The sequence below is a fragment of the Phenylobacterium sp. VNQ135 genome (assembly GCF_049445735.1).
Lineage (GTDB): Bacteria > Pseudomonadota > Alphaproteobacteria > Caulobacterales > Caulobacteraceae > Phenylobacterium.
The window spans coordinates 569,690-584,856 of sequence record NZ_JBMSDS010000002.1; the positions used below are offsets into that span (position 1 = coordinate 569,690).

Sequence of the window (15,167 nt, forward strand, 5' to 3'; positions counted from 1 at the left end):
CAAGTCCCTTCCTTTCGGGGTTAGGGGCCGGCGCGGGTGATTCGCCGCCGGCCCTGAAAAGGCGAGCCGGGACCTAAGAATGAAGCTGACGATCGAACGCGCCGCGCTGCTCCGGGCCCTGGGCCACGTGCAGAGCGCGGTGGAGCGCCGCAACACCATTCCGATCCTGTCGAACGTGCTGTTGTCGGCCGAACGCGACCGCCTGACGTTCTCGGCCACCGACCTCGACATGGAGATCGTCGACGAGGCGATGGCGCAGGTGGACCAGCCGGGCCAGATCACCGCGCCGGCCCACACCCTCTACGAGATCGTCCGCAAGCTGCCGGAAGGCGCCGACGTCTCGCTCAGCTTCACGGGCGAGGACCCCCGCCTGACGGTCCAGGCCGGCCGCTCGCGCTTCAACCTGCCGGTCCTGCCGGCCGGCGACTTCCCGGTGATGTCGTCCGAGGGCTTCGGCGGCTCGGTCGGCGTGGACGTCAACGACCTGATCCGGCTGATCGACAAGACCCGCTTCGCCATCTCGGCGGAGGAGACCCGCTACTATCTGAACGGTCTCTATCTCCACACGGTGGTGATCGACGGCAGCCCGCGTCTGCGCGCCGTGGCCACCGACGGCTCGCGCCTCGCGCTGGCCGACATGCCCGCGCCCGAGGGTTCGGCCGGCGCCCCCGGCGTCATCGTGCCCCGCAAGACCGTGGCCGAGGCCCGCCGCCTGCTGGAAGACGCCGGCGAGAGCGTCGAGCTGCAGGTCAGCCCGCAGAAGATCCGCTTCGAGCTGGGCGGCGCCGCGCTGACCTCCAAGGTCATCGACGGCAACTTCCCCGACTACGCGCGCGTCATCCCCAAGGACAACAACCGCACGGTCATGGTCGACGCCAAGCTGTTCGCCCAGGCTGTCGACCGCGTCGCCACCATCTCGGCCGAGAAGAGCCGCAGCGTGCGCATGGCCATCGAGTCGGGCCGGGTAATCCTGACCGTCCGCAACATGGAAGCCGGCCAGGCGGTGGAAGAGCTCGAGATCGACTACGACGGCGAGCCCTTCGAGCTGTCGTTCAACGCCCGCTACCTGCTCGACATCACCGACCAGATCTCGGGCGAGCAGGCCGAGCTGCGCTTCGGCGGCCCGAACGATCCCGCCCTCGTGCTGGATCCGGCCGACGCCGACGTTCAGTACATCCTGATGCCGCTCAGGGTTTAGGTGCGTCGATCCCTCCTTGCGAGGAGGGATCCCCCTCGGCTCAGTGCCCGTGCGGACCCTCGTAGACGCCGGGCGCCAGGCGCTCGTCTTCCGGACCCTCGGAGCCCGCCGCGAGCACGAAGCGGCGGTCGCAGTAGGGACATTCGACGAAGCTCGCCTCGCCCATCTCCAGCCAGACGCGCGGATGGCCCAGAGCGCCGCCGACGCCGTCGCAGGCCACACGGCCCGACCGGACGGTGATCGTCTCGGGCGCCGGCAGATCGGGCGTCACCGCCGGCTTGGCCGGCATCGGCTCCGGCTGCTTCTGCGCCTTGGCGGACTTGGCGGACACGAGTTTGCGGGCCATCGGAATCGAACCTCAATACGGCCGCTGCTTGGCGGAGCCGCAGCGCGCGCCTAGGTATGCGACCGCGGCTTTCGCCGTCAACGACAGGTGATCATGGACCTTCCGGAATACGCCATCGAGGCCAAGGGCGTGGTCAAGACCTACGCCGCCACCAAGACCACGCCCGAGATGCGGGCGCTCAAGGGGATCGACCTGGCCATCCCCCGGGGCTCGATCTTCGGGCTGCTCGGCCCCAACGGCGCGGGCAAGTCCACCTTCATCAACATCCTGGCCGGCCTGACGAAGAAGACCTCAGGCACGGTCTCGATCTGGGGCCGCGACATCGACCAGCGGCCGCGCGACGCCCGCGCCGCCATCGGGGTGGTGCCCCAGGAGATCGCCGCCGACCCGTTCTTCACCCCGCGCGAGGCGCTGGAGGTGGCCGCCGGGATGTACGCGGTGCCGAAGTCCGAGCGCCGCACCGACGAGCTGCTGGCGGCGCTGGGGCTCGCCGACAAGGCGGGGGCCTATGTCCGCCAGCTCTCGGGCGGCATGAAGCGCCGGCTGATGGTGGCCAAGGCCATGGTCCACAATCCGCCGGTTCTGATCCTCGACGAGCCCACCGCGGGCGTCGATGTCGAGCTGCGCCGCCAGCTCTGGAACTATGTGCTGGAACTGAACCGCAAGGGCGTGACCATCGTTCTCACGACCCACTACCTGGAAGAGGCCCAGGAGCTCTGCGACCAGATCGCCATCGTCAACCGCGGCCAGGTGGTGGCCTGCGAGCCCACGACGACGCTGCTGCGCCGGATGGACACCCGCAAGGTCCTGGTGACACCCGAGGAGCCGCTGTCGGCCGCGCCGTCGCTGCCCGGCTTTGAGACCAAACTCACGAAGGCCGGTGGCTTCTCGGTCAGCTACCGCACCGGCCAGTCCAGCGTGGAACAGGTGCTGGCCGCCGTCCGCGCCGCCGGACTGCACATCAAGGACATCTCCACCGAAGATCCCGATCTGGAAGACGTCTTCGTCTCGCTGACCTACGCGGCGGAGGAAGCCGGGGCTGTCTAGAGGTGTCGCGTCTCGGCCGGCGCGTCCCACCAGGCATTGTCGCGGCCGTTGGAATACCGCACCGGCGCCTCGGCAAGCTCCGCGGGGTCGGCATCGTCGAGCGCGCCCAGATTGATCGCGACGAAGTCGCCGCCCATCTCGGCGATGTGTCCGCGGCCGAACGGCCGCACCCCACAGGTCCGGCAGAACAGGTGATGCACCTGGTGGGTGCCGAACTCATAGTCCGACAAGGCGTCCTCGCCCTGCAGAAGCCTGAAGGCGTCAGGCTTGATCGAGACGTTCCAGGCCCGCGTCTTCGTGCAGATCGAGCAGTTGCATTTGCCCGTGCCGGCGGCGAGGTCGATCTCGGCCTGGAACTTCACCGCGCCGCAGTGGCAGCTCCCGTGGAACGTCTTCAGCATGGCTCGTCCTCCGTGTGTGGACGCACCATTTCACGGCCCTGCTGACAGCAGTCTGTCAGCAGGCTTCGCTCCCTAGCGGGCGGAGAAGACGGTTCGGATATCCGCCCACCGGTACGCGACCTCGTGCACCGTTGCGCCGCCGGGGCCGATCTCTTCCCGGGCTGGCTCGGCCACGCCGCCCAGGTGCTCGTAGAAGCCCCGCGCCGCGAAGTTCTCGCGCAGCACCGAGATCATCAGCGAGGTCGCGCCCTGCGCCGCCAGCGCACGGGCCGTCTCGGTCAGCAGCCGCCGCCCCACGCCGCGGTTCTGCGCGGCGCGAACGAGGTAGAGCACGACGATCTCACCCTCGCCGGGGTGCTGCCGCCGCGACGACGGCGCGCCCGAGGCGTAGCCCACGAGGCCGAAGCGGTCGGCCGCGGCCAGGGTCACGCCCGGCTGCCGATCCAGCGACCAGCGGAACCGGCGGGCGAACTCCGGCTCGCTCATCCGCGCCAGATAGGCGTCGGGCAGCAGGCCCTTGTAGGTCTCGCGCCAGCTCGTGACGTGGACACGGGCCATGGCCTCGGCGTCCGCGGGGCCGGGCGGGAAGATCAGATAGGTCGGCGCGAGCGCGGGCTGCGGCATCAATCCACAGCTTGGCGTTCTTCCGCGGGGGTTCAAGGGGTCGCGGGACTCAAGCCGACCCGTTAACGTCCGCGCGACCCATGAACGCCCAGTCGCCCACCGCCGTCCCCGATCCCGCCGCCGGCGCCTCGCCGGTGATGGCGCAGTTCTTCGACGCCAAGGCCCGCCAACCGGACGCGCTCGTCTTCTTCCGCATGGGCGACTTCTACGAGCTGTTCTTCGAGGACGCGCAGAAGGCGGCCGCCGCCCTCGGCATCACGCTCACCGCCCGCGGCCAGCATGCAGGCCAGCCGATCCCGATGGCCGGCGTCCCGGCGCATGCCATGGAGGCCTACCTCGCTAAGCTGGTCCGGGCCGGTTTCAAGGTCGCGCTGTGCGAACAGCTCGAGGATCCGGCCGAGGCCAAGAAGCGCGGCTCGAAGTCGGTGGTCCGCCGCGACGTGGTCCGCGTCGTCACGCCCGGCACGCTCACCGAGGACGGCCTGCTGGACGCCCGCGGCGCCAATCGCCTCGCCGCCATCGCCGTGCGCGCCGGCGCCGCCGCCGTCGCCAGCGTCGAGCTCTCCACCGGCGAGGTGGAGTGCATGGCCGTCACGCTCTCGGGCCTTGCCTCCACGCTCGCCGCGCTCGGCCCCTCCGAGATTCTCGTCCCCGACCGGCTGTTCTCGGACGAGGGCGTGAACGCCGCGCTGAAGGCGGCCGGCGGCTTCGTCCAGCCGCTGCCCTCGGCGCTGGCCGAGCCCTCCGCCTCCGAGACCCGGCTGAAGCGGCTCTACGGTGTCGAGACCCTCGACGGCTTCGGCCAGCTCTCCGGCGCCGAAGTCTCCGCTCTGGGCCTCATCGCCGCTCACCTGGAAACCACCCAGGCCGGCAAGGTCCCGGCCCTGTCGGCGCCCCGCCGCGCGGGCGAGGCCGATGTCATGGTCATCGACCCGGCGACCCGGAACAGCCTCGAGATCGAGCGCGCTCAGTCCGGCGCCCGCGACGGCTCGCTGCTGGCCGCCATCGACCGCACCGTCACGGCGCCGGGGGCCCGCCTGCTGGCCTCGCGCCTGGCCCGGCCGCTGCTGGATCCTGCCGCCATCGACGCCCGCCTGGATGCGGTGGCCTGGTTCTGCGAGTCCCGGCCCACGCGGCAGAAGCTTCGCGAATGCCTGCAGCGCCTGCCCGACATGGCCCGGGGGCTCTCCCGCCTGGCGCTCGGCCGCGGCGGGCCTCGCGACCTCGGCGCCCTGCGCGACGGGCTTGCGACCGCCGACGCGGTGGCGGGCCTCTTCGCCAAGACCAATCCGCTGGTCGAGGTGCCGGCCGAGATCGCTCAGGCCGTGGAGGCCCTGGATCTCGCCAGGCGCCCGGCCCTGGCCGATTTCCGCGACCTGCTGGTCGCGGGCCTCGGCCCGGACCTGCCGGCGCTGGCCCGCGACGGCGGCTTCGTGGCCGACGGCATCCGCGCGGAGCTCGACCAGGCGCGCGCGCTGCGCGACGACAGCCGCCGCGTCATCGCCGCGCTCGAAGCCCGCCTCGCCGAGGAGAGCGGCGTCGCACTGAAGGTCCGCCACAATGCGGTCCTCGGCTACTTCGTCGAGACCACCGCCAAGGCGGCCGAGCCGCTGACGCAGGCGCCGCTGAACGCGACCTTCATCCACCGCCAGACCCTGGCCAACCAGGTCCGCTTCACCACGGTCGAGCTCGCCGAGCTGGACGCCAGGATCGCCCAGGCCGCCGAGCGGGCGCTGGCCATCGAAGTCGACACCTTTGAGGCGTGGCGGAGCGCCGCCATCGCCGTCGCCGCCGAGGTTCAGGCCGCCGCCGAGGCCGCCGCCCGCCTCGACGTCGCCTCCGGTCTCGCCGAATGGGCCGAGGACGTGGGCGCGAGCCGTCCGGTGGTCGACCGCTCCACCGCCTTCGAGGCCGAGGCCGCCCGGCACCCCGTCGTCGAGGCCGCCGTCCGCCGCGCCGGCGAGGCCTTCACGCCCAACGACTGCCGCCTCGACGGGGCGGGCGTCGTCTCGGCCCGGCTCTCCATCGTCACCGGTCCGAACATGGCCGGTAAGTCGACCTTCCTGCGCCAGAACGCGTTGCTCGCCGTGCTGGCCCAGGCTGGCTGCTTCGTCCCGGCCAAGCGCCTGCGCATCGGCGTCGTCGATCGCCTGTTCAGCCGCGTGGGCGCCGGCGACGACCTAGCCCGCGGCCGCTCCACCTTCATGCTGGAGATGGTCGAGACCGCCGCCATCCTGACCCAGGCCACGCCCCGGAGCCTCGTCATCCTCGACGAGATCGGGCGGGGCACCGCCACCTACGACGGCCTCGCCATCGCCTGGGCCTGCGTCGAGCAGCTGCACGAGACCAACCGCTGCCGGGCGCTCTTCGCCACCCACTACCACGAGCTCGCCGTGCTGGAGGGCCGGCTGGCCTACGTCTCCAACCTCTCCCTGAAGGCCAAGGAGTGGAACGGCGACCTCATCTTCCTGCACGAGGCGGCGCCCGGCCCCGCCGACCGGTCGTACGGGGTGCAGGTGGCCAAGCTCGCCGGCGTGCCGCCGGCCGTGGTCGCCCGCGCCAAGCAGGTGCTGGAGCGCCTGGAGCGTGAGGCTGGCGCGCCGGCCCATCTTGAGGACCTGCCCCTCTTCGCCGCCGTCGCCGAGCCGGAAACCCGCTTCGGCCCCAGCAAGGTCGAGGAGACCCTGCAGGCCCTCGACGTCGACGGCATGAGCCCGCGCGAGGCGATGGACGCCCTCTATCGGCTTAAGGGGCTCTTGGGCGGCTGAGGCTTCGCCCGCTTCCGCCGCACCACCGTCACCTTGAAGGCCTGGCGCCCGCCCGCCTTCAGCCGTTTGCGGGCCTCGTCGGCGATACCGGACTTTGCGGCGCTGACGGCCGTCGGCGCGCCCAAGCGTGCGGTCTGCTTCTCGGCGATGCCGTGGCGCTTGCGGGCGCGGGCGTCCTGCTCGGCCTGTTCGGCGCGGCTCTGGGCCGTGCGGGTCGTCAGGTCCTTGATCAGCGCCTTGCCCTTGCGGGTCCGGCCGGTCAGGGACGGGGAGACGTAGCGGTTGGCGTTCCAGCCGACCGGCGTGGAGCCGCCCCGATACGATCCTCTGCTCATGCCTACGCCAAACGCCTGAAACTTGCGGACGCCCTCCGGCTCTCCTACTCGGAGGACGATGAGCCGGATCGTCTATCTCGCATTCCCGGCCGGGGGGAAGATCACCGGCGGGCAGAAGATGATCCTTCGCCACGTCGAGACGCTGTGCGAGCTCGGCTTCGACGCGGTCCTCTGGCTCAATGAGGGGATGACGGCGCCGGCCTGGCTGGACCACCGCTGCCCGGTCGAGGTCGCCACGCCGTTCCGTCCTGACGACGTGCTGGTCCTGCCCGAGGACGCGCCGAACGCCATCCGCCACGTGGCCGGCCAGGCGAACCGGGCGGTCATCCTTTGCCAGAGCCACCTGAACCTGGTGGCGATCGGTGATGAAGCGCTGCGCCGTTTCCCCCGGGATCGTTTCCCCGCCTTCATGGGCGTCGGACCGCGCGTCGTGGCGGCGATCCGGCGCGACTATCCGGAGGCCGACGTTGAGCTGGTCCACTGCTTCGCTGACGAGCGGGTCTTCCATCCCCGGCAAGAGCGGCGGCCCGCCGTCGTGCACATCCCGCGCAAGCGACCGGGCGAGGCGATGGTGATCCGCTCCCTTTTCCAGCGCCGGCATCCGCGCCACGCGGGGCTCCCCTGGATCACGCTGGAGAACGCACCCGAGCAGGCGGTCGCCGAGGCCATGGGCTCCTCCACCCTCTTCCTGGCGCTGGGCCGGCAGGAGGCGGTGGGCCTGACCCCGCTCGAGGCGATGGCTTCGGGCTGTGTCGTGGCGGGGTTCAGGTCGATCGGCGGCGGCGACTTCGCGACGCCCCAAAACGGCTTCTGGGCGCCGGAGGAGGACTGCGAGGCCGCGGCGGATGCGCTGGCGCAGGCGGCCGATCTCGTGGCGGCGGGCGGGCCCGCCCTCGAGCAGACGCTGGACGCCGCCGCCGCCACCGCCCGCGAATGGTCCTACGAAGCCTTCCGGCCTCGCCTAGAATCCTTCTGGTCCCGGATCGCGCCGGAAGCGCGGCGTTCATGAAACGCCTATATCAGGCTCCGACATGCCGCCCCGCCTGAAGCCCACCCACCTGGAATACGTCGTCGACGGCGTGAAGCTGCGCAGCCAGCTCTCGACCGCCGCCCTCGAACACATCGGCGACGAGGCCGCCCAGCGGCGTGCGGCCCTGGAGATCCTGAAAGGCGCGCTCTTCCGCGGCCGGATGATCGCCAAGGAGCGGCTGGAGAATGGGGCCGGGGGCATCGAGACCGCCCGCCTGCTGTCGGGCGTCACCGATGAGGTGGTCTCGGCGCTCTACGACTTCACGACGGTCCACGTGTTCCGCGCCCGCAACCCCACCGAGGGCGAGCGGCTGGCGCTGATGGCGGTGGGCGGTTACGGCCGCGGCACGCTCGCGCCGTTCTCGGACATCGATCTGCTGTTCGTCCGGCCGTACAAGCAGACGGCCCACGCCGAGAGCGTCATCGAGTACATGCTCTACGCGCTGTGGGACCTCGGCTTCAAAGTCGGCCACGCCTCGCGGACGATCGACGAGTGCGTGAAGCTCTCCCGCGAGGACTTCACCATCCGCACCTCGATCCTGGAAGCGCGCCGGCTGACCGGTGACGAGCAACTGGCCGACGAGCTGATCGAACGCTTCCGCAAGGAGGTGGTGAAGGGCACCGGCGCCGAGTTCGTCGCCGCCAAGCTCAAGGAGCGCGACGACCGCCACGCCCGCGCCGGCGCCAGCCGCTACATGGTCGAGCCCAATGTGAAAGAAGGAAAGGGCGGCCTTCGCGACCTCAACACCCTCTTCTGGATCGCCCAGTACCTGCATCCTGGCGAGAGCCTGGAGAAGGTGATGCAGCTCGCCATCTTCGAGCGCCGTGAGGTCTCCACCTTCATCCGCGCCCTGGACTTCCTCTGGGCCGTGCGCTGCCACCTGCATTTCGCCACGGGGCGGCCGGAAGAGCGCCTGACCTTCGACCTGCAGCCGGAGATCGCCCGACGCATGGGCTACGGCGACCGCGGCGACGCGCCCGCCGTCGAGCGGTTCATGCGGCGCTACTTCCTGTTCGCCAAGGATGTGGGGTCGCTGACCCGCGTCTTCGCCGCCAAGCTCGAGGCCGATCGGGTGAAGAGCGCGCCCAAGGGCATCAGCCGCTTCATCCCGGGGCGATCGGTGAAGCGCAAGCCGCTGGACGAGCCCGGTTTCCACGAGGTGGGCGGCCGGCTCGACGTCGACCCCGACGTGTTCGAACGCGATCCGGTCAACCTGCTGCGGCTGTTCAGGATCGCCGACCAGCGCAACCTCGACCTGCACCCCGACGCCTTCACGGCGGCCTCACGGGCGACGGGCCTGATCACCTCGGCGGTCCGCCGTGACCGCCACGCCGCCAAGGTGTTCCTCGACATCCTGGCCCGGGGTCGCGATCCCCGGACGACGCTGGCGCTGATGAACGAGACCGGCGTCCTGGGCCGGTTCATCCCGGAGTGGGGCCGGATCGTCGCCCAGATGCAGTTCAACATGTACCACTCGTACACGGTGGATGAGCACACGCTGCGGGCCGTAGGGGTGATCGCCGACATCGCCGCGGGCCGCCTGGCCGACGACCACCCGCTGGCGGTGCAGATCATGCCGCTGATCGCCGACCGCGAAGCCCTGTTCCTGGCGATGCTGCTGCACGACACCGGCAAGGGCGGGGCCGGCGGACAGGAGGTTGCGGGCGCCCGCGCGGCCCGGCAGGCCGGCGAGCGCCTGGGGCTCGACCGCTCCAAGATCGAACTCGTGGCCTGGCTGGTCGAGCATCACCTGGTCATGAGCGACTACGCCCAGAAGCGCGACGTCTCCGATCCCCGCACCGTCGCCGACTTCGCCCGTATCGTGCAGACGCCGGAACGGCTGCGCCTGCTGCTGGTGCTGACCGTCGCCGACATCCGCGCCGTCGGTCCGGGCGTGTGGAACGGCTGGAAGGGCCAGCTCATGCGCGAGCTCTACACCGCCACTGAGGCGGTGTTCCGCGGTGGCCGGGGTTCGGACGCCGCCGCCGCGCTCAAGCGCTATCAGGAGAACGCCGCCTACGACGCGCGCGTGGGCTTGGCCAAGGCCGACCCGGCGGCGGAGCCTTGGGCCGACGCCATGGAAGACGCCTATTTCACCGCCTTCACCGAGGCCGAGGTGCGGATTCATGCGCGGCTGGCGCAAGCCGCCGGCTCCGGCGCCGCCGCCGAGGGGCGGATCCGCAGCGACCTGAACGCCGCCGAGGTGGTCGTGGCCGCCGCGGACCGCCCACGTCTGTTCGTGGACCTCGCCGAGGAGATCACCGCGGCCGGCGCCAACGTCGTGGGGGCCCGCGTCTTCACGTCCCGCGCGGGCCAGGCGCTGGATGTCTTCTATGTGCAGGATGCGACCGGCGCGCCGTTCGGCGCCCACGATCCCCGCGCCCTGCCGCGGCTCGCCGAAGCGCTGGCCGCCGCCGCCCGTGGCGAGCCGCACGTGCGCGAGGCTCGCCGAACCCAGGACCTGGGCCGCGCGGCCGCCTTCGCCATCACCCCCACGGTGATGCTCGACAACGAGGCGTCGGAGACGTCCACGGTGGTCGAAGCCTCCGGGCGCGACCGGCCCGGCCTGCTGGCGGCGCTGGCCCGTCGGATCTCGGACGCGGGCCTGTCCATCCTCTCGGCCCACATCGATGGCTACGGCGAGCGCGCCGTCGACGCCTTCTACGTGGTGGACGCGGGAGGCCAGAAACTCACCGATGCCCGCAAGGGCAACGCGCTGAAGGCGGCCCTTCTGGGCGCGCTCACCGAAGCCGAAACCGACGGCGGCGACAATCGCCGCGCCAATTTGCAGCGCGCCCGCGCCAGCATCGCGCGCTAAAGGACCAACCGCATGCCTTTTCCCGATACTCACCCGGCTCTGGGCCGGGCCCTTGCCGCACGCGGCTACGCCGAGCCGACGCCAGTCCAGGCCGCCGTGCTCGAGGCCGAAGCCGGCCGCGATCTCCTCGTTTCGGCCCAGACCGGGTCGGGCAAGACCGTGGCCTTTGGCCTGGCCGCCGCGCCCGTGCTGCTGGAGGAGGCCGAGCGGTTCGGCGTCGCCGGTGTGCCGCTTGGCCTCGCCATCGCCCCCACGCGCGAGCTCGCCCTGCAGGTGGCCCGCGAGTTGGAATGGCTCTACGCCGAGGCCGGCGTACGCGTCGTCACCTGCGTCGGCGGCATGGACGCCCGACGCGAGCAGCGGGCGCTCGCCGCCGGCTGCCATATCGTCGTCGGCACGCCGGGCCGGCTGCGCGACCACCTGGAGCGCGGCAATCTCGACCTCTCCGGCCTGCGTGTCGTGGTGCTCGACGAGGCCGACGAGATGCTGGACCTCGGTTTCCGCGAGGACCTCGAGGAGATCCTCGACGCCACGCCGGACACCCGCCGCACGTTCCTGTTCTCGGCGACGCTGGCGAAGGACATCGTCACGCTGGCCCGGCGCTACCAGAAGGACGCCGTCCGCATCGACACCGTCCGGCGCGATGAGCCGCACGGCGACATCGAGTATCGCGCCGTCCGCATCGCGCCCAACGAGCTCGAGAACGCCGTCGTCAACGTTCTCCGCTATTTCGAGTCGCCCAGCGCGCTGATCTTCTGCGCGACGCGCGAAGCGGTGCGGCACCTCTACGGATCGCTGCGTGAGCGCGGGTTCCCGGTGGTCGCGCTCTCGGGCGAGATGGGCCAGAAGGAACGGTCCGACGCCCTGCAGTCGCTGCGCGACGGTCACGCGCGCGCCTGCGTCGCCACCGACGTCGCCGCCCGTGGGCTCGATCTGCCCGAACTCGGCCTCGTGATCCACGCCGAGCTGCCGGTGAACAAGGCGACCCTGCTGCACCGGTCGGGCCGCACAGGACGGGCCGGGCGCAAGGGCGTCTCGGTGCTGCTCGTGCCCTACACCCGTCGCCGCAAGGCCGAGATGCTGCTCAACGCCGCGGGGGTGGACGTCACCTGGTCGGGCGCGCCCACGGTCGACGAGATCCGCGAGCGCGACCAGGTGCGGATGCTGGAGGATCCCATCCTCACCGAGGCGCCCACCGACGAGGACCTGGCGCTCGCGCGCAAGGTTCTGGAGGGCCGGTCGCCGGAGGCGGTGGCCGCCGCGCTCGTGCGCCTCTACCGCGCCCGCCTCCCCGAGCCGGAGGAGATGTTCGAGGTCGCCGATCGCGTCGAGCGCGGCGAGCGCCCGGTGCGCGAGCGCGCCCCGAACGTCGAGATGGATGACGGCGTCTGGTTCCGACTGCCGGTCGGCCGCTCGCAAAGCGCCGACCCCAAGTGGCTGGTCCCGCTGATCTGCCGCCTGGGGCATGTCACTAAGAAGGACATCGGCCAGATCCGCATCTTCGACCGCGAGACCAAGTTCGAGATCAGCCGCGAGGCCGAGGCGCGCTTCCGTGAGGCCGTGGCCGGCGCCGAAAGAGCCGAAATGCGGGTCGAGCCGTCTGGACCGCCCGGCGAGCGTCCGCCGCCGCGCGGCCCTCGCAAGGGACCGCCGCCACACCGCAAAGGCCCGCCGAACGACCGAGAGCCCCGGCGTGGGCCGCCGCCGAAGGGCGCCAAGCCGCACAAGCGGCCGCGCGCTTGACGCTCCCGGCGATGCAGCCGACCAACGTGCCGTGACCGAGAGCCCGCGCGACATCCCTCCGAAGAAGGGCGGCCTGATCCGCTCGTCGATGATCTATTCGGGGTTGACGCTGGTCAGCCGCTTCATGGGCCTGGCGCGCGACCTGGTCATCGCCGCGCGGCTCGGCGCCAGCCAGACGATCGCCGCCGACGCCTACTACACGGCCCTGACGTTCCCGAACCTGTTCCGAAGGATGTTCGCGGAGGGCGCCTTCGCCGCCGCGTTCGTCCCGGACTACGCCAAGAAGCTCGAAGGCGAGGGCAAGGAAGCCGCCGACCGCTACGCCTCGGACGCGCTGGCCACGGTGGCGGCCTTCACCGTCCTGCTCACCGTCGTCTGTCAGCTCGCCATGCCTTGGCTGATGATGGTCTACAGCTACGGCTTCATGGCCGATCCGGCGAAGTTCAAGCTGGCCGTCGTCCTGACCCAGATCACGATGCCGTACCTGCCCTGCATGGTGATCGCCTCGCTCTACGCCGGCGTCCTGCAGGCCCGCGGCCGCTTCATCATCTACGGCTTCTACCCGACGATCCTGAACGTCGTGATGCTGGCTGCGGTGCTGCCGCAGGACGATCCGGTGCGGGCCTCGTACGCCGCCTCCGTCGGCGTGATCGTCGCCGGCGTCAGCCAGGCGGCGCTCTGCTGGTGGGGCGCGCGGCGCCTCGGCGCCCGGATCAGCCCCTCGCGGCTGAAGCTCACGCCTGAGATCCGTACGCTTGTCCGCCGCATGGTTCCCGGCATCATCGCCTCCAGCGCCACTCAGCTGAACCTGTTCATCTCGGCGATCCTCGCCAGCCAGGTGGCCGGCATGCGCGCGTGGCTGAACTTCGCCGAGCGCTTCTATCAGTTGCCCCTCAGCCTGGTGGGCGTGGCCATTGGCGTGGCGTTGCTTCCCAGGCTGGCGACGGCGCTCCAGCGCGAGGACCACGACGACGCCCAGGGCGCCATGGACCAGGCGGTCGTCTTCGGCCTGGCGCTCAGCCTGCCCGCCGCGGCGGCGCTCATGGCGATGCCGTTCTTCCTGCTGGACGCGTTCTTCGCCCGCGGCGCCTTCACCCACGCCGATGCGGCGGCCTCCGCCAAGCTGCTCTTCCACTATGGCTGGGGCGTGCCGGCCTTCGTGCTGATCAAGATCCTGCAGCCGGCCTTCTTCGCCCGCGGCGATACGCGGACCCCGATGACCTACTCGCTGGTCTCCATCGCGGTGAACATCGTCCTCGGGGTCGGCCTCTTCTACACCCTGGGCTTCGAGGGCATCGCGCTCGCCACCGCCGCGGCGTCGTGGATCACCGTCGCTCAGATGGCCGTGAAGCTCTGGGCCACTGACATCTGGCGGCCGTCCGGCCGAGCCATCGGCAAGGTGGCGCGCGTGGCCGCAGCCTCGGGGGTGCTGGGCGGAGCCTGCGTGCTGGCCTCCACCTTCCGCACGGCTCTGGAGCGGCCGCTGGGCTCGAAGGAGCTGACGATCATCCTCGTGTGCCTGGCCGGCGGCGCGCTCTATCCGCTGCTGCTGTTCGCTTTCGGCGGCGTCACCCCCGCCGAGGCCCGGGCCGCGCTTCGGCGCCGCAAGGGCGATGCCCCCGTGGCCACGCCCGATCTCTGACTTGCCGTCGGGGCCGCCCGCGGGCTATCTCGCTGACCATGACGATCCGGACGCGCAACACCTCGCTCGCGATTGGGCGATGGCGGGCTTAGGCCGCCGATACTGACTTTCATCGGGCTTGCGCCCGCACGTCCATTTCGCTCAGAAGCCCAACATCATGACCGATCAAGCTCCCGCCCCCTACGCGGGCCCTCAACGCGTGCTCTCCGGCGTCCAGCCGACCGGCGACCTCCACCTCGGCAACTATCTCGGCGCCCTGGCCAAGTTCGCCCGGCTCCAGCACGAGCAGCCGACGTTCATCTTCGTCGCCGACATGCACGCGATCACCGTGTGGCAGGAGCCGGCGAAGCTGAAGCAGCACGTGCGCGAGATCGCCGCCGCCTACCTGGCCACAGGCCTCGATCCGAAGGTCGCCGCCATCTTCGCCCAGTCGGCGGTGCCCGAGCACGCCGAGCTCGCCTGGATCTTCAACTGCGTCGCCCGCCTCGGCTGGCTCGACCGGATGACCCAGTTCAAGGAGAAGAGCGGCAAGCACAAGGAGCGCTCCAGCGTGGGGCTCTACACCTATCCGGTGCTGCAGGCGGCCGACATCCTGGTCTACAAGGCGACCCACGTGCCGGTCGGCGACGACCAGAAGCAGCACCTCGAGCTGACCCGAGATATCGCCCAGAAGTTCAACAACGACTTCCAGGCGCCCGGCTTCTTCCCGCTGCCCGAGCCGCTGACGCAGGGGCCCGGCGCGCGGGTCATGAGCCTGCGGGACGGGTCGGCGAAGATGTCGAAGTCCGATCCCTCGGACCAATCGCGGATCAATCTCACCGACGACGCCGACGCGATCGCCAGCAAGGTGCGCAAGGCACGCACCGATCCCGACCCGCTGCCGGAGACGGTGGAGGGCCTGGAGGGCCGGCCGGAAGCCCGCAATCTGGTCGGCATCTACGCGGCGCTCGCCGGGAAGACCGACGCCGAGGTGCTGGCCGAGTTCGCCGGCCAGGGCTTCGGGGCGTTCAAGCCGAGGCTCGCCGACCTCGCGGTATCGGTGATGTCGCCGATCGGGGGCGAGATGCGCCGGCTGCTCGCCGATCCATCCGAGATCGACCGCATCCTCACCGACGGCGCGCAGCGGGCCCGGGAGATCGCCGTGCCGGTGGTGGCCGAGGTCAAACGCCTCGTCGGCTACTGGGCCGGCTGAGCCGCCCGCTTGCCTCCGTCTCC

Annotated in this window: 12 protein-coding genes; 8 read left to right on the forward strand and 4 right to left on the reverse strand. The window is 71.0% G+C overall.

What is annotated here, in order from left to right:
• Positions 1-79 precede the first annotated feature (79 nt).
• Positions 80-1,198: a DNA polymerase III subunit beta gene (gene dnaN / locus ACO2Q0_RS08620; RefSeq protein ID WP_423351085.1), complete on the forward strand. Its 1,119-nt coding sequence runs from the start codon at positions 80-82 to the stop codon at positions 1,196-1,198.
• A 40-nt stretch (positions 1,199-1,238) separates the two neighbouring features.
• Here dnaN and ACO2Q0_RS08625 read toward each other — a convergent pair whose 3' ends face one another.
• On the reverse strand, positions 1,239-1,487 hold the full coding sequence (locus tag ACO2Q0_RS08625; protein ID WP_423351589.1) for a zinc-finger domain-containing protein: 249 nt from the start codon (positions 1,485-1,487) through the stop codon (positions 1,239-1,241).
• A gap of 150 nt (positions 1,488-1,637) precedes the next feature.
• Here ACO2Q0_RS08625 and ACO2Q0_RS08630 point away from each other — a divergent pair, with 150 nt between their 5' ends.
• On the forward strand, positions 1,638-2,591 hold the full coding sequence (locus ACO2Q0_RS08630; protein WP_423351086.1) for an ABC transporter ATP-binding protein: 954 nt from the start codon (positions 1,638-1,640) through the stop codon (positions 2,589-2,591).
• On the opposite strand, the gene ACO2Q0_RS08635 is transcribed toward ACO2Q0_RS08630, so the two are convergent.
• Both ACO2Q0_RS08635 and ACO2Q0_RS08640 read right to left on the reverse strand, forming a co-directional pair.
• On the reverse strand, positions 2,588-2,992 hold the full coding sequence (locus tag ACO2Q0_RS08635; RefSeq protein ID WP_423351087.1) for a GFA family protein: 405 nt from the start codon (positions 2,990-2,992) through the stop codon (positions 2,588-2,590). The genes ACO2Q0_RS08630 and ACO2Q0_RS08635 overlap by 4 nt on opposite strands.
• A gap of 72 nt (positions 2,993-3,064) precedes the next feature.
• Positions 3,065-3,616, reverse strand: a complete 552-nt coding sequence (locus ACO2Q0_RS08640; protein ID WP_423351088.1) for a GNAT family N-acetyltransferase — start codon at positions 3,614-3,616, stop codon at positions 3,065-3,067.
• Positions 3,617-3,696: 80 nt separating this feature from the next.
• Here ACO2Q0_RS08640 and mutS point away from each other — a divergent pair, with 80 nt between their 5' ends.
• A complete protein-coding gene (gene mutS, locus ACO2Q0_RS08645; protein ID WP_423351089.1) occupies positions 3,697-6,384 on the forward strand; it encodes a DNA mismatch repair protein MutS in 2,688 nt (895 codons plus the stop codon).
• On the opposite strand, the gene ACO2Q0_RS08650 is transcribed toward mutS, so the two are convergent.
• Positions 6,354-6,719: a hypothetical protein gene (locus tag ACO2Q0_RS08650; RefSeq protein ID WP_423351090.1), complete on the reverse strand. Its 366-nt coding sequence runs from the start codon at positions 6,717-6,719 to the stop codon at positions 6,354-6,356. The two genes, mutS and ACO2Q0_RS08650, sit on opposite strands and share 31 nt — an antisense overlap.
• A 58-nt stretch (positions 6,720-6,777) precedes the next feature.
• Between ACO2Q0_RS08650 and ACO2Q0_RS08655 the strand changes: the two genes are divergently transcribed.
• The 5 genes from ACO2Q0_RS08655 to trpS all read left to right on the forward strand — a co-directional run bounded on the left by ACO2Q0_RS08655 (position 6,778) and on the right by trpS (position 15,144).
• Positions 6,778-7,728, forward strand: coding sequence for a glycosyltransferase (locus ACO2Q0_RS08655; protein WP_423351091.1), 951 nt, complete (start codon positions 6,778-6,780; stop codon positions 7,726-7,728).
• A gap of 22 nt (positions 7,729-7,750) precedes the next feature.
• Positions 7,751-10,567 carry a [protein-PII] uridylyltransferase gene (locus ACO2Q0_RS08660; protein ID WP_423351092.1) on the forward strand — a complete coding sequence of 939 codons (2,817 nt, stop codon included), beginning with the start codon at positions 7,751-7,753 and terminating at the stop codon, positions 10,565-10,567.
• Between the two features lie 12 nt (positions 10,568-10,579).
• Positions 10,580-12,310 carry a DEAD/DEAH box helicase gene (locus tag ACO2Q0_RS08665; RefSeq protein ID WP_423351093.1) on the forward strand — a complete coding sequence of 577 codons (1,731 nt, stop codon included), beginning with the start codon at positions 10,580-10,582 and terminating at the stop codon, positions 12,308-12,310.
• Positions 12,311-12,341: 31 nt separating this feature from the next.
• Positions 12,342-13,952, forward strand: coding sequence for a murein biosynthesis integral membrane protein MurJ (murJ, locus tag ACO2Q0_RS08670; protein WP_423351094.1), 1,611 nt, complete (start codon positions 12,342-12,344; stop codon positions 13,950-13,952).
• Positions 13,953-14,109: 157 nt separating this feature from the next.
• Entirely contained in the window at positions 14,110-15,144 is a 1,035-nt protein-coding gene (trpS, locus tag ACO2Q0_RS08675; RefSeq protein ID WP_423351095.1) for a tryptophan--tRNA ligase, read from the forward strand.
• The last annotated feature ends 23 nt before the right edge of the window (positions 15,145-15,167 follow it).